Origin of the sequence: Aquibium sp. A9E412, from assembly GCF_030398335.1 — a bacterium.
Lineage (GTDB): Bacteria > Pseudomonadota > Alphaproteobacteria > Rhizobiales > Rhizobiaceae > A9E412.
Genome location: NZ_JAOAOP010000012.1, coordinates 31,868 through 46,720, shown reverse-complemented (window position 1 = coordinate 46,720; position 14,853 = coordinate 31,868). Strand labels below are relative to the sequence as shown.

Below are 14,853 nucleotides of genomic sequence, written 5' to 3'. Positions count from 1 at the left end.
TTGCCCCCCGGGATCATTGCGCCCGCAGATGTCTGTCGCGTGACAGGACGTCGGCGTGGCGCTGCGAGAACTGCGAGGCGTGCGACCCGAGATAGTAGCCGATCTGCCGCGCCGCGTTGTCGAGCGGCCGCAGGATCGAGGCCACCGGGCTGGTCAGCACCCAGCCGTGCCGGACGGCGAGCCGCATGTCGCGCGCGCTCGCCGCGAGCGCGTGGCGCAGCACCGCCCGGCGCGAGGCGCAGAGCCGGTAGCCGAACAGCTCGCGGAAGGCGCGCGCCTCGTCGTAGCTGCGCTGCATGCGCTCCCACAGCGAGTAGTCGTGCGAGTGGTAGACCAGCGAGTCCCAGGCGAAGGCCTTGCGGTAGCCGGCCTCGACGATCTGCTTGGCCCAGAGCTGGTCCTCGGCGAAGTCGACATCGGGATAGGGAAAGCGCCGCCAGACCGACTTGCGCAGGCAGGAGGAGTTGTCGGAATAGAAATGGAAGACCTGGCGCAGCGACTGGTCGCGCGCATAGGCGCGGGCGTCGGCGATCCAGACCTTGGGCCAGCGGCGCAGGTTCTCGAAGTGCGTGTCGAGCTCCCATTTGGTGAACGGGCTCGCCTCCGCATAGGCGGCGTGGCGGCCGAACACGCCGGCCACCCTGGTGTCCTCCAGAAGCGGGCGCACCAGCTCGCGCAGCCAGCGCGTGTCGGCCGGCAGCGCGTCGTGCGTGAGGAAGGCGCACAGCCGGCCGCGCGATTCGCGCACGCCGAGATTGCGCGTGCGACCGTGGCCGAAGCTCTGCGGCGGGATCTCGATCAGCCGGAAGCGCGGATCGTCCTGCGGCACCACCTGCTTGGAGCCGTCGGTCGAGCCGGAATCGATGACGATCACCTCGTAGGGATGCTCGAACTCCTGGCGTCCCACCATGTCGATGACGCGGCGGAAGTGCGGCAGGCCGTTCTTCACCGGGATGATGACGGAGACGAGCGGCTCGACCCGCGCCGGGGTCGCGTTGCGTGCCGTGCTCATGCCGTACGCCCCTCCTCGCCGGCCGCCAGGAGGCGCCGCACCACCGCCTCGGCCGAGCGCTGCCAGGGCGGCGCCGTCCAGCCGAAGTCGGCGGCGAACCGCGCGGTGTCGAGGCGCGAGTTCGCCGGGCGCACGGCCCGGGTGGGAAACTCCGACGTGGCGATGTCGCGCACCGGCGCCGTCGGGCCGCCGAGCGCCGCGCTCGCGGCCAGCACGAAGCGGGCGAAGTCGGCCCAGCTCGCCGTGCCGCCGCCGGCGAGGTGGTAGAGGCCGCACGGGGCCGGCCGGCCGTCTGCGGCCACCATGGCGGCGGCTGCGGCGAGCACGCCGTCGGCGATGTCGAGCGCGCTGGTCGGGTTGCCGTGCTGGTCGGCGACGACCGACAGCGCGTCGCGCTCGCCGGCGAGCCGCAGCATGGTCTTGACGAAATTGCCGCCGAACGGGCTGTAGACCCAGGCCGTGCGCAGGATCAGATGGCGCGGATTGGCCGCCGCGACGGCCCGCTCGCCGGCCAGCTTGGAGGCGCCGTAGACGCCGCGCGGCGCCACCGCGTCGTCCTCGCGGTAGGGCCGGTCCGCCTCGCCGTCGAAGACGTAGTCGGTCGACAGGTGGATGACCGGCACGCCGAGCCGCGCGGCGGCGGCGGCGACGTGGCGGGCGCCCTCCTCGTTGACGGCGAAGGCGCGGTCGGGCTCGTCCTCGGCCCGGTCGACGGCCGTGTAGGCGGCGGCCGAGACGATCACGTCCGGCGCGGCGGCCGCCAGCGCCGGCGCGACGGTGTCCGGTGCCGCGAGGTCGAGGTCGGGCCGGCCGACGGCGATCGCCGTCACATCCGGCCGGCCGGCGGCACGCTCGACCAGGCTCATGGCCACCTGGCCGTTGCGCCCGGTGACGGCGAGCCTCACGCAGCCCCCTTGCGGGTCGTGCCGAGGCGTTCGCCGGCATAGCGCTGGCGCCGGATCGGCCCCCACCACCACTCGTTGTCGAGATACCAGTCGACGGTGCGGCGCAGGCCGCTGTCGAAGCTCTCGCGCGGTGCCCAGCCGAGCGCGCGCTCGGCCTTGGCCGGGTCGATGGCATAGCGCCGGTCGTGGCCGGGCCTGTCCTCGACCATGGTGATCAGGTCGCGGCGGCTGCCGCCGCCGGCGCGCGGCCGCCGCTCGTCGAGGATGTCGCAGATGCTCTCGACCACCGCCAGATTGGTGCGTTCGGCGCGGCCGCCGATGTTGTAGCTCTCGCCGACGGTGCCGCGCGTGACGACGAGCTCGAGCGCGCGCACGTGGTCCTCGACATAGAGCCAGTCGCGCACGTTCTGGCCGGTGCCGTAGACCGGCAGCGGCCGCTCCTCCAGCGCGTTGAGGATGACAAGCGGGATCAGCTTCTCCGGGAAATGGTAGGGGCCGTAATTGTTGGAACAGTTCGACAGCACCACCGGCAGGCCGTAGGTCTCGTGCCAGGCGCGCACGAAGTGGTCCGAGGCCGCCTTGGAGGCCGAATAGGGCGAGGACGGCGCGTAGGCCGTCTCCTCGGTGAAGACGCCGCTGTCGAAGGGCAGGTCGCCGAACACCTCGTCGGTGGAGATGTGGTGGAAGCGGAAGCCCTCCCGCGCCCCGTCGGGCAGCCCGCGCCAATAGGCGAGCGCAGCGTTGAGCAGGCGCACGGTGCCCACCACGTTGGTCTCGACGAAGGCATCGGCGCCGTCGATCGAGCGGTCGACATGGCTTTCGGCGGCAAGGTGCATGACGGCGTCGACGCGCTCGCGACGCATCAGCTCCAGCATCGCCGGGCCGTCGCAGATGTCGACCTGGTAGAAGACGTAGCCGGGGCTCGCCTCGATGGCGGCGAGCGAGGCGAGGTTGCCGGCATAGGTCAGCTTGTCGGCATTGATGACCCGCTCGACGCCGGCGGCCACCAGATGCCGGCACACGGCCGACCCGATGAAGCCGGCGCCGCCTGTGACGAGAATGCGCATGCGTTCGTTCCCCGCCTATTCGTAGCCGAACAGCTCGGCATCCGCCAGCGACGGCGCCGCCGCGTCCTTGTCGGACAGCCGGATGCGCGCCGGATCGACCGGCCAGTCGATCCCGATCGCCGGATCGTCGAAACGGATCGCGCGATCGTGCTGCGGCGCGTAGAAGTCGCTCACCTTGTAGATCACCTCGGTGTCGGGTTCCAGCGTCAGGAAGCCATGCGCGAAACCGGCCGGCACCAGGATCTGGTTCCAGCGCTCGGCGGAGACCTCCAGCCCCACCCACTGCGCGAAGGTGGGCGAACCACGGCGGATGTCGACGGCGACGTCGAAGATGCGGCCGCGCACCACGCGCACCAGCTTGGCCTGGGCATGCGGCGGCACCTGGTAGTGCAGTCCGCGCAGCACGCCCGCCTCGCGCGACAGCGAGTGGTTGTCCTGCACGAAGGTGAGCGCGATGCCGGCCTCGGCCATGCGCCGGCTGTTGTAGGTCTCCGAAAAGAAGCCGCGCGCGTCGGCGAACGCCTTCGGCCGGAGCTCCAGGACGCCGTCGAGGCCGAGCTCGCGCACCTCAAGCATGCTGCGCCTCCTTGACCCGGCGCCTGAGATAGGCGGCATACTCGGTCTTGCCCAGCGTGCGCGCCGTCGCCAGCACCGCGTCGGCCGTCAGATAGCCGAGCTCGAAGCCGATCTCCTCCGGGCACATGATCTTGACGCCCTGGCGATGCTCGATCGTGCGCACGAAGGAGGACGCCTCGTGCAGGCTGTCATGCGTGCCGGTGTCGAGCCAGGCATAGCCGCGGCCGAGCCGTGCCACGTTCAGCGTGCCGGCGCGCAGATAGGTGTTGTTGACGTCGGTGATCTCCAGCTCGCCGCGCGCCGAGGGTTGCAGACCGGCGGCGATGTCGAGCACGTCGTTGTCGTAGAAATAAAGACCGGTGACCGCCCAGTTCGACTGCGGCCGGGCCGGTTTCTCCTCGATGGTCAGCGCCTTGCCGCTCGCCGCATCGAAGGAGACGACGCCGTAGCGCTCGGGGTCGTCGACGCGGTAGGCGAACACGGTGGCGCCGGTCTCGCGCTCGCGCGCCTGGCCGATCACCTGCGACAGGCCGGCGCCGTAGAAGATGTTGTCGCCGAGGATCAGCGCCACCGGATCGTTGCCGACGAAATCGCGGCCGATGACGAAGGCCTCGGCCAGCCCGTTCGGCTGCGGCTGCTCGGCATAGGAGATCGCCACGCCGAACTGGCTGCCGTCGCCGAGCAGCGCCTGAAAGGCCGGCAGGTCGCGCGGCGTGCTGATGACGAGGATGTCGCGGATGCCGGCGATCATCAGCACGCCGAGCGGGTAGTAGACCATCGGCTTGTCGTAGATCGGCAGCAACTGCTTGGAGACCGGCACCGTCACTGGGTAAAGGCGCGTCCCACTCCCCCCGGCGAGGATAATTCCCTTCACGCCGTCTCTCCGCTGTCACGCTGCCGACGGACGTGCGAGGCCCGTCAGCACCGATGCCGTTTCAATTTCCCGCAATGCCCCGCGGCGTCTTTAGCGGCTCTCGCAGCGTCACTCAAGGGCGTGTTCGGGCCGATGCGCCGGTGCGCGGCGCCGACAGCCGGGAAGCGGCGCTCAGCCGTCCCGGCCGAGGACGTCGCGATAGAGCGCGCCGTAGCGCTCGAGCATCGCCTCGACGGTGAAGCGTTCGGCATGCCGGCGCTGCGCGTTGCGGCCGACGGCGCGGCGGCGCGCGGGGTCGCCCAGCGCGCGGACGGCGGCGACGAAGCCGTCGACGTCGACCGCTCCGCCGGACAGCGGCACCGCCACGCCGGCCGCGGTCTCGCCGGCGCCCAGCATGGCGGCCACCTCGCCGACCTCGCTTGCCACCACCGGCAGGCCGCAGGCCATCATCTCGAGCGCCACCAGCGGCATGGATTCGCCGACGAAGCGGCTCGGCAGCAAGCCGATGTCGGCGGCCTGCAGATAGGGCTGCAGGTCCTCGACCTGGCCGAACAGGTGCACGTGCTTCGGTGGCCGCGCGCGCAGGGCCTCGGCCTCCGGCCCCTCGCCGATCAGCATCAGGTCCGTCTTCGTGCCGTCGGCCTCGAGCCGGCGGGCGATCTCGACCGCCTGGCGCCAGCCCTTTTCCGGGATGGCGCGCGCGGCGAGCACGAGCACCAGCGCATCGTCGCGCAGGCCGAGGGCGGCGCGCGTCAGCGGTGCGGCGTGCGGCGCGGCAACGCCGTTGTCGATCGCCGAAAGCCGCGCCGGGTAGCCGAAACGCTCGAACACGCGGGCGTTCTTGCCGGCGGTGCGGACCCAGGCGTCGACCCGCTCAAGCATCGCCGGCATGCGCCGGGCAAACGACGGGTCGAGCGCGGGGTCGGCCAGATGCGTCTCGTGGCAGCCATGCATGGTGACCACCCACGGCACCGCTTGGCCCCCGGCCAGCGCGTCCGCGACGTAGCGGTCGGCCCACCAGATCGCCGAGTGCACGAGATCGATGTCGAAACGCTCGACCAGCGCGGCGAGACCGACGCCGGGATCGGCCGCCCGGAACAGCGCCACGGCCGGGTCGACCAGGGCCTCCACCCGCGGATGGGCCGGCGCGTGGCCGACGTCGAGCAGCACCGCCCGGCCGCCGTGGCGCGCCCAGGCGTTGGCCAGCCGGATCATGAACGTCTGACCGCCGCCCGGCGCGAGGTCGGGCGCGACGAACAGCACGGCCGGCCGCTCCGGCCGGCCCGGCGGCAGCGCGGCCGCAAGGATCGCCGCACGGCGGGCCGTATCGACGATGCCGAAGCGGTCGAGGTCCTGCTCGAGAAAGGCGCGCGCCCGCTCGCGCGCACGCGGGCCGAGCCGGTAGTGCCGGACGATCTCGCCGCGCACGGTGGCGATCTCGTCGAAATAGCGCTGCGAGCCCTCCAGCCGCCGCGTCACGGTGGCGGCGTGCCGGCGATGGAAATTGAGCGGGCGGCTCGAATAGGCGACCAGCCCGCCGCGCATGGCGCGCAGGTAGAACAGCCAGTCGCCGCACAGCCGCAGCCCCGCGAGGCGGCGCGCGAAGGCCGGCTCCGGCTCGAAGCGGCGGAAGACGACGGCGCTGGCATTGGGGATCACGTTGGCGATGCCGAGGCCGGCCGAGACCTCCTCCGCGTCGGTGACGCGATGATCGCCGTCCCAGCGGCCCGGCGCGATGCGATCGAGATAGAGCTGGCCATAGTCGCCGAGCGGCCGGCCGGCTGCGTCGACCGGCACCGAGCGGACATGGCTGAGAAAGACGTTGCGGTCGCAGAACGGCGCCAGCGCGGTCTCGAGGAAGGCCGGATCGCAGGCGTCGTCGGCTTCGGCCACCCACACGAGATCGGCGTCGGCGAGGCGCATGCCGCGCAGCCACTGCGCCCCCGGCGAGCCGCCGTTCTCGGCGTTGACCACGAGGCGCGTACCCGGCCGCCGCTCGGCCCAGGCGCGCAGCAGCGCCACTGACCCGTCGGTCGAGGCGTCGTCGAGCAGCACGACCTCGAAATCCTGAAAGGTCTGCTCTTCCAGCGTGCGCAGCCGCTCGGGCAGGAAGGCGGCGCAGTCGTAGTTCGGCACCACGACGGACACCTCGGGCTTCAGCCCGGCGGCGCGGCGGAGGTGATGCAGGAGCTGCGGTCCGGCGGTGCGCACCGTGTGGTCGGCCTCGACCAGCGCACGGCCGCAGGCGCCCTCGCGCTGCCGGCGCCGCGCATCGCCGAGATAGCCGCGGACCGCCGCGGCCATCGCCGCGACGTCGCCGAACGGCACCACGCTGCCGCAGCCGCGGCCGACGAGCTCCGGCATGCCGCCGGCCTCGGCGAAGCAGACGATCGGAAGTCCGGCGCGCGCGGCGTGCAGCGCGACGAGCGGAAACGGGTCTTCCGCCGATGTCAGCAGGAAGAGGTCCGAGGCGCGCAGATGGCCGTCGATGTCGGGCCGGTAGCCGACGAAGCGCAGCCGATCGGCAATGCCCAGCGTTTGCGCGCGCGCCTCGCAGGCCTGGCGGTCCGGCCCGTCGCCGATCCACACGAAGTGCACGTCCTGCGTCGCGCCGGCGAGCACCCGAGCGGCGACCTCGACGAACACCTCCGGCGCCTTGCGCCAGTGCGCCACGCCGCAGCCGACGACCAGCAGCGCCTCGGGCGGAAGCCCGAGCGCCCGGCGGGCGGCCGCCCTGTCCGGCGTCTCCTGCGACGGCGCCTCGTCGAGAAAGTCGTGCACGCGCGCCAGCATGGCGCGCGGCACGGCGAACCGGCCGGCCAGCGCGTCGGCCACCGCGTCGCTGCCGCACAGGATCGTCGCCGCGCGCGCCTTGACGCGCTCCAGCCGGTGGGCGTGGCGCTCCAGCGTCTCGCCCATCTCGTGCAGATAGGCGACCACCGGCGCCGCGTCCTCGCCCCAGTGGCGCAGGAAGCCGGCGCTGGCGACGGAGTTGAGCAGCACGCAGCGCACGTCGTCGCCGGCGAAGGCGGCGAGCCCCGCGGCCGCCTCGCCCGGCGGCAAGGTGGAAAGGTCGAGCGTCGGGGCGAGCGCCGCGAAGCGGTCGAGAAAGGCGCCGCCGCGCATGACCACGAAGCGCACGTCGTAGCCCGTCCTGTCGCGCAGCCAGCGGCCGAAGGTGCGCATGACTTGCTGCGCGCCGCCGAGCTCCGCGTCGTGGCCGACGATCAGGATCGTGCTCCGGCCGGACCGCCGCGCGCCCGGATACGCCGCGCCGCCGAGCGGCAGCGGCGCGCGGCCCTCGCCGCGACCGACGGCGAGATAGTGGACGAGCGGCGACGCGCCGGCCGCGCGCACGTCCGGGTTGGCCGCCAGGTAGTGCACGGCGTCGAAGCCGGGGCCGGCCGCGCGCCCGGACCGCCAGCCGATCAGGGCGTAGTGCAGCGCCGGATCGATGCCCGTGTCGGCGACCTCCGGGTTGGCGGCGAGATAGGCGCGCGGATCGAACACGGCGTTGGGCGACAGCCCGGCGCGCCAGCCCTGCCGGAAATAGTGCCCGGCGGCGTCGGCCGCCCGATCGCCCGCGAGATGGCGCGCCCGGTAGAACGCCTCGTCGAGGAGCCCGTGGCGGCGCATCAGGTAGCGCTGCAGGACCTCCGCCTTGAGCGCCGGATCGGCGATCGCGGCGATCACCGGGTTGCCGCCGGCATGCGGCAGCAGCGCCTCGACGATCGCCTGCGGACGGGCGGCGCGCGCATCGGAAAGGCGCGCCAGCGCTGCGCGCGTGGCGTCCGGCGCCGGCCCGCCGGCGGCCGGTCCGGCATGCAGGGCCAGGCGGTGACGCAGGGCGGCGGCCAGCCGCGCGCGACCGTTCGGCCGGGCGAGCAGCGTCAGGGCGCGCCGCAGATGGCGCAGCGCGATGCGCGGATGACGCGCATAGATCGCCGCAAGCTCGCTCGCTGCACTGTTCATCGGAGGCTCATGGGGAGCCGGTCACCTTCGTCCTGTGCCGGCAGACGCCTGCGCCGCCGCGCGCCGTGCCGGTGCCTCCGCAGGCGCGCGGAGGCAGGGCGCATCCCGCCGGCCCGCGACGCACGCGCCAGGCGCCACGGCGGGGCAATCTAGTCGCCCTGCGCGCAAGGTGCCAGTGCGAAGTGCCGCACGGCGCGGCGCCGGAGGGCCGGGGCGGTGCGGCGCCCTCTCCGCGAGGCCGAACGCAAAACGGCCGACCCTGGCGGGCCGGCCGTGGCGCAGCGGGTTGAAGGTTGGCGGCGGTCAGCCGGCCATCTTGACCTCGACCGCGCGCGGCTCGTGTCCGGTCTCTTCCTCGAGGCAGTCGGCGGGGATGTAGGGCCAGGTGGCGTCGGCGCAGTGGCCGGGCTGCATCAGCCGCGTCTCCTGCGGCTCGAAGGCGGCCTCGACGCTGCGGATGCCGCCCAGCGCCAGCGGCGCCAGCCAGCTTCCGATCACCAGGGCTGCGGTCGCGACTGCGGCGGCAAGGCCGCCCGTCAGCGTGAGTCTGCGTTTGCGTTCGCTCATCGTCCTCGCGGTCCGGCGGCGGGCCGGCTCCCTGTTGGCACGGGTGTTGCGTTTCTTGCCCGACCAAACGCGGCAGACGGTTCCCGGTTCCGTGATTCGGGGCGGCGCGGCGCGCGCGAAGGTGCGCGATCGCGCCATATCGCCCCGCCTCAGGTGCGCGATCGCACCATGGTGCCGGCCGAGGGCGCGTGCCAGCATCCGGGGCGTGGAGGATGCCCTACCGGTTCTCAGGCAGTCGATCCGTTTCCCCATTGCGGATCACCGTCCTCCACCCCCTGCCCGGCATACGAGGTGCCGGGCAGGGACCCGTTGATCGCGCGCCGCGCCGCCTTATCTTGCTTCGTGCAGGCGGCCGCTCCGGCCGCCGCAGCCTGCCCGATCCGACGGGGGTTTTCCCCCCTTCCCGCCCTGCCCAGACCGCCTGCCGCCGATGACGTCCGAGCACGACACCGACAAGCCTGCCCTCGTCCTGTTCCGCCACGACCTGCGCCTCGCCGACAACCGCGCGCTCACCGCGGCCGCCGCCAGCGGCCGGCCGGTGGTCGCCGCCTTCGTGCTCGACGAGGAGAGTCCCGGCATCCGGCCGCTCGGCGGCGCGCGGCGCTGGTGGCTGCATCATTCGCTCAAGGCGCTGGCCGACGGCCTGAAGCGGCTCGGCACGCCGCTCGTGCTGCGGCGCGGCCCGATGGCCGAGACGGCCGCCGCGCTGGTCGAGGACTGCGGCGCCGGCCTGGTGCTGTGGAACCGGCGCTACGAGCCGCCGGCGATCGCGGCCGACCGCGCCATGGCCGCGATGCTGGAAGACCGCGGCGTCGCCTGGCAGAGCTTCGACGGCCAGCTCCTGCACGACCCGGCGGCGCTGCGCACCGGCGCGGGCACGCCCTACCGCGTCTACACGCCGTTCTGGCGGGCGCTGGCCGCCGAAGCGGAGCCGCGCGACCCGATCGACCCGCCGCGCCGGCTCAGGGCGCCGGCGGCCGCGATCGCAGGCGACGCGCTCGACGACTGGGCGCTGCTGCCGCGGCAGCCCGACTGGGCCGGCGGCCTGCGCGACACCTGGACGCCCGGCGAAGCGGGCGCCGCGGCGCGCCTGACGCGCTTCCTCGACGAGGCGGCGCAGGACTACGGCCGGGCCCGCGACCTGCCCGGCCGCGAAGCGACCTCGCGGCTGTCGCCGCATCTGGCGCATGGCGAGATCACGCCGTTCCAGATCTGGCGCGCGGCGCGCGAGGCCGGCCCGCGCGGCGGGCTGGAGACCTTCCGCAAGGAGGTCGTGTGGCGCGAGTTCTGCTGGCACCTGCTGTTCCACAACCCCGATCTCGGCAGCGTCAACTTCAACCGCGCCTTCGACGCCTTTCCCTGGCGCGAGGACCGCGACGGGCTGCACCGCTGGCAGGCCGGCACGACGGGCTATCCGATCGTCGACGCGGGCATGCGCGAGCTGTGGCAGACCGGCTGGATGCACAACCGGGTGCGCATGGTCGTCGCCTCGCTGCTGGTCAAGCACCTGCTCGTCGACTGGCGCGCCGGCGAGGCCTGGTTCTGGGACACGCTGGTCGACGCCGATCCGGCCAGCAACACCGCCAACTGGCAGTGGGTGGCGGGCTCGGGCGCCGACGCCGCGCCCTATTTCCGCATCTTCAACCCCGTTCTGCAGGGCGAGAAGTTCGACGCCGACGGCGCCTATGTGCGCCGCTTCGTGCCGGAGATCGCCGCCCTGCCCGACCGCGTGCTGCACAAGCCCTGGGAAGCCGATGCCGACACGCTGCAGCGCGCCGGGGTGAAACTTCCCGGCCGCTATCCCGTACCTGTGGTCGACCACAAACAGGGCCGGCAGCGCGCCCTGCGGGCCTACGACCGCATCAAGGGGGACTCATGACCATATCGACGCTCGGCCGGCGACCAGGCGCCGGCAGCCGGATCGCCGTCGTCGGCTCCGGCATCTCCGGCGCTTCGGCCGCCTGGGCGCTGTCGGGCAGCGGCGCCCGGGTGACGCTGTTCGAGGCCGACGCGCGGCCGGGCGGCCACACCGCCACCGTCACGGTCGATTACGACGGCACGCCGGTGCCGGTCGACACCGGCTTCATCGTCTACAACGAGCTGACCTACCCCGAGCTCACCGCCCTGTTCGCCCATCTCGGCGTCGCCACGCACGGCAGCTCGATGGGCTTCTCGCTGTCGCTCGACGGCGGCCGGCTCGAATGGAGCGGCCAGAGCCTGGCGAGCATCTTCGCGCAGCGCCGCAACCTCCTGTCGCCGCGCTTCCTGTGGATGCTGCGCGAGATCCTGCGCTTCAACCGGCTGTGCGTCGGCGACCGCGACACCGGCTTCGTCGGCGCCGCGACGATCGGCGAGTACCTGGCCAAGCGGGGCTTTTCCGACGGCCTGCGCGACGACTACCTGATCCCGATGGCCTCGGCGATCTGGTCGACGCCGCGCGCGCAGATGCTCGACTATCCGGCCAGCGCCTTCATCTCGTTCTTCGAGAACCACCGGCTGATCGACATGGAGCGGCCGCTGTGGCGCACGGTGACCGGTGGCGCCAAGCGCTATCTCGACCGGCTGCTGGCGCCGCTCGGCGACGGCTTGCGGCTGGCGAGCCCGGTGCGCCGCCTGGCGCGCGACGCGGCCGGCGTCACGCTGTGGAGCGAGGCCGGCGGGGCCGAGCGCTTCGACGCGGTCGTGCTCGCCTGCCACAGCGACCAGGCGCTGGCGCTGCTCGGCGAGGAGGCCCATCCGGTGGAGCGGGCGGTGCTGGCGGCCGTCCCCTACCGGCCCAACCGGGTGGTGCTGCACCGCGACCCGCGGCTGATGCCGCGCCGGCGCGGCGCCTGGGCTGCGTGGAACTACCTGCGCAGCTCGGCGGCACCCGACGCCGTGTCGGTCACCTACTGGATGAACCGGCTGCAGGGCATCGACGAGAGGCTGCCGCTGTTCGTCTCGCTCAATCCGGCGATCGAGCCGCGCGCGCCGCTGGTGTTCGGCGAGTGGACGTTCGACCATCCGCAATACGATTCGCGCACCCTGTCGGCGCAGGCCCGGCTCGACGACATCCAGGGCCTGCGCAACACCTGGTATGCCGGCGCCTGGACGGGCTACGGTTTCCACGAGGACGGGCTGCGCTCGGGCCTGGCCGCCGCCGAGGCGCTCGGCGCACGCATCCCCTGGCGCGCCGGGCGCGTTGCCCCCGTGCCGGCGGCGCCCGCGCTGGCGGCGGAATAGGGAGACCCGGGGCCGATGGCCGCGACCGAGCGCATCACCACCATGGCCGGCAACGGCGCGCCACCGCGGGCGGCCGGCACGCTCTATCCCGGCACGGTGATGCATGCCCGGCTGAAGCCGTTCGGCCACCGCTTCACCTATCGCGTCTTCTCGCTGCTGGTCGACGTCGACCGGCTCGACGCGCTCGACCGCATGAGCCCGCTGCTGTCGGTCAACCGCGGCAACCTCGCCGCCTTCCACGAGGCCGACCATGTCGAGCGGCCGGGCGAGAGCCTGCGCGCCTTCGTCGACCGGCTGCTCGGCGAGGCCGGGCTCGCCGAGCCGGCCGCGCGGGTGCTGCTGCTCGCCTATCCGCGCGTCCTCGGCTACGTCTTCAATCCGATCTCGGTCTATTTCGCCTACGACCGCGCCGACCGGCTTCTGGCGCTCGTCTATGCGGTGCGCAACACCTTCGGCGAGCGCCACACCTATGTGGCGCCGCTGGCGGAGGGCGAGCTGTCGGCGGCCGGCGTGCGCCAGTCGCGCGCCAAGCGCTTCCACGTCTCGCCCTTCATCGGCATGGACGCGCGCTACGACTTCCGCGTGCTGCCGCCCGGCCGCGCCGTGCGCCTGCGCATCAACGAGACGGAGGGCGGCGAGCCGCTGCTGGCGGCGACCTTCGCCGGCACCGGGCGAGCGCTCGACACGGCCGGCCTCGCCGCATGCCTCTTGCGCGTTCCGCTGCTGACGTGGAAGGTGATCGTCGCGATCCACTGGCAGGCGCTGCGCCTGTGGTGGAAGGGCGCCCGCTTCCGCAAGAGCCCGCCGCCGCCGGCCCCGGCCAGCTACGGCGACCGGGCGCGGCTGGAGCCGGGCGAGTGAGACGGTCCGCCGGCCGCGGCGGCGACAGCGAAGGGATGGCGATGACGGCATCGACGGGGGGCGACGGGGCAACGCGGCTGACGGCCGACAACCTGGCAGAGGCGACCAAGGGCCTGCCGGCGCGCGCGCGGCTGGCGCTGCGCATGCTGACCGGCATTACGGCCGGGAGCCTGACGGTGCGCACGCCCGAGGGCCGCACGCTGCTGATCGACAGCGGCCATGCCGGCCCGGCGGCCGACATCGAGCTGCTCAACTGGCGGCTGCCGGAGCTCGCCTTTGCCGGCGGCACGATCGGCGTCGCCGAATCCTACCTCGACGGCGACTGGCGCAGCGGCGACATCACCGCCTTTCTCGAATTCTTCCTGGTCAACCAGGAGGCCGGCGAGCAGATGGCCGGCGGCGCGAGCTGGCTGCTGACGGTCGTGCAGCGCGTGCGCCACTGGCTCAACGCCAACTCGCGGCGCGGCGCGCGGCGCAACATCGAGGCGCATTACGACCTCGGCAACGCCTTCTACCGCGAGTGGCTCGACCCCTCGATGACCTACTCCTCTGCGCTCTACGCCGGCGGCGCCAACGACCTGGAGAGCGCGCAGGCGGCCAAGTACCGGGCGCTAGCGCGCGACACCGGCATCGGCCCCGACGACCACGTGCTGGAGATCGGCTGCGGCTGGGGCGGCTTCGCCGAGTTCGCCGCGCGCGAGATCGGCTGCCGCGTGACCGGGCTGACGATCAGCCGCGAGCAGCACGACTTCGCCCGCGCGCGCATCCACAAGGCTGGGCTCGCCGACAAGGTCGACATCCGCCTCCAGGACTACCGCGACGAGACCGGCCGCTACGACCGCATCGCCTCGATCGAGATGTTCGAGGCGGTCGGCGAGAAGTACTGGCCGGTGTTCTTCGACAAGGTGAAGACCTGCCTGGAGCCGGGCGGCACGGCGGGCCTGCAGATCATCACCATCAACGACGCGGCGTTTCCCGCCTACCGCCGCCAGCCGGACTTCATCCAGCGCTACATCTTTCCCGGCGGCATGCTGCCCTCGCCCTCCGCGCTCAAGGCGCTCGGCGCCGCGCACGGGCTGTCGATCCTGCGCGAGCGGGTCTTCGCGCAGGACTATGCGCGCACGCTGGCCGAATGGCGCGGCCGCTTCCGCGGCTCGTGGGAGCGCATCGTCACGCTCGGCTTCGACGAGCGCTTCCGCCGGCTGTGGGAGTTCTACCTGCACTATTGCGAGGCGGGCTTCCGCTCCGAATACATCGACGTGCGGCAGGTGATCTATCGCGCCTGAGCCGCCCGCTCAGGCCATGTCGGGACGGATGCCGAGCGCGGTGCGGTCGATCACCTCGCGCAGGGCGAAGGACGAGTTGATACGGATGACGTGCGGCATGCCGGTCAGCCACTCCTTGTGGATGCGCTCGTAGTCGGCCAGGTCGCGCGCCGCCACGCGCAGGATGTAGTCGTACTCGCCCGACATCAGATGACAGGACAGCACGTTCGGGCAGCGCCGGACCGCCGCCTCGAACTCGCTCAGCGACTTCTCGAACTGGCCGGACAGCGAGATGTGGACGATCGCCGTCATGCGGTGGTCGAGGGCGGCGTTGGACAGCCGCGCGTGGTAGCCCTTGATGACGCCCGACTTCTCCAGATTGTCGAGCCGGCGCGAGCAGGCCGACTGCGACAGGCCGACCTTGTCGGCCAGCGCCGCATTGGACATGCGACCGTCCTTCTGAAGCGCCTCCAGAATCGCGATATCGATCCTGTCTAGCTCGGAACTTCGTGTTTCCTTCGACATTTCCGCC

12 protein-coding genes are annotated in these 14,853 nt (G+C 72.7%); 4 read left to right on the top strand and 8 right to left on the bottom strand.

Annotation, left to right across the window (positions count from 1 at the left end):
- Positions 1–13: 13 nt before the first annotated feature.
- The 7 genes from N1F89_RS07200 to N1F89_RS07170 all read right to left on the bottom strand — a co-directional run bounded on the left by N1F89_RS07200 (position 14) and on the right by N1F89_RS07170 (position 8,973).
- Positions 14–1,012, bottom strand: a complete 999-nt coding sequence (locus N1F89_RS07200; protein WP_290082896.1) for a glycosyltransferase family 2 protein — start codon at positions 1,010–1,012, stop codon at positions 14–16.
- Entirely contained in the window at positions 1,009–1,917 is a 909-nt protein-coding gene (rfbD, locus tag N1F89_RS07195) for a dTDP-4-dehydrorhamnose reductase (RefSeq protein ID WP_290082895.1), read from the bottom strand. The genes N1F89_RS07200 and rfbD overlap by 4 nt, the downstream gene beginning before the upstream one ends.
- Complete coding sequence (gene rfbB / locus N1F89_RS07190) at positions 1,914–2,984, bottom strand: dTDP-glucose 4,6-dehydratase (protein WP_290082893.1); 1,071 nt, start codon at positions 2,982–2,984, stop codon at positions 1,914–1,916. The genes rfbD and rfbB overlap by 4 nt, the downstream gene beginning before the upstream one ends.
- Positions 2,985–2,999: 15 nt before the next feature.
- The gene (gene rfbC / locus N1F89_RS07185) at positions 3,000–3,560 is read right to left on the bottom strand and encodes a dTDP-4-dehydrorhamnose 3,5-epimerase (RefSeq protein WP_290082891.1); all 561 of its coding nucleotides are present in this window, start codon (positions 3,558–3,560) and stop codon (positions 3,000–3,002) included.
- On the bottom strand, positions 3,553–4,434 hold the full coding sequence (gene rfbA / locus N1F89_RS07180; protein ID WP_290082889.1) for a glucose-1-phosphate thymidylyltransferase RfbA: 882 nt from the start codon (positions 4,432–4,434) through the stop codon (positions 3,553–3,555). The genes rfbC and rfbA overlap by 8 nt, the downstream gene beginning before the upstream one ends.
- A 171-nt stretch (positions 4,435–4,605) precedes the next feature.
- Entirely contained in the window at positions 4,606–8,406 is a 3,801-nt protein-coding gene (locus N1F89_RS07175) for a glycosyltransferase (protein WP_290082888.1), read from the bottom strand.
- Between the two features lie 303 nt (positions 8,407–8,709).
- Positions 8,710–8,973 (bottom strand): hypothetical protein, encoded by a 264-nt coding sequence (locus N1F89_RS07170; RefSeq protein WP_290082886.1) that lies wholly within the window; start codon positions 8,971–8,973, stop codon positions 8,710–8,712.
- 430 nt (positions 8,974–9,403) lie between these two features.
- Between N1F89_RS07170 and N1F89_RS07165 the strand changes: the two genes are divergently transcribed.
- Genes N1F89_RS07165 through N1F89_RS07150 form a run of 4 tightly spaced genes read left to right on the top strand, consistent with a single transcriptional unit; the run spans position 9,404 to position 14,342 of the window.
- Positions 9,404–10,852 (top strand): deoxyribodipyrimidine photo-lyase, encoded by a 1,449-nt coding sequence (locus tag N1F89_RS07165; RefSeq protein ID WP_290082885.1) that lies wholly within the window; start codon positions 9,404–9,406, stop codon positions 10,850–10,852.
- Entirely contained in the window at positions 10,849–12,195 is a 1,347-nt protein-coding gene (locus tag N1F89_RS07160) for an FAD-dependent oxidoreductase (protein ID WP_290082884.1), read from the top strand. Before N1F89_RS07165 ends, N1F89_RS07160 begins: the two co-directional genes overlap by 4 nt.
- A 15-nt stretch (positions 12,196–12,210) precedes the next feature.
- Positions 12,211–13,056, top strand: coding sequence for a DUF1365 domain-containing protein (locus N1F89_RS07155; RefSeq protein WP_290082883.1), 846 nt, complete (start codon positions 12,211–12,213; stop codon positions 13,054–13,056).
- A 35-nt stretch (positions 13,057–13,091) separates the two neighbouring features.
- A complete protein-coding gene (locus N1F89_RS07150; protein WP_290082946.1) occupies positions 13,092–14,342 on the top strand; it encodes a cyclopropane-fatty-acyl-phospholipid synthase family protein in 1,251 nt (416 codons plus the stop codon).
- 9 nt (positions 14,343–14,351) lie between these two features.
- On the opposite strand, the gene N1F89_RS07145 is transcribed toward N1F89_RS07150, so the two are convergent.
- On the bottom strand, positions 14,352–14,846 hold the full coding sequence (locus N1F89_RS07145) for an Lrp/AsnC family transcriptional regulator (protein ID WP_290082882.1): 495 nt from the start codon (positions 14,844–14,846) through the stop codon (positions 14,352–14,354).
- Between the last annotated feature and the right edge of the window lie 7 nt (positions 14,847–14,853).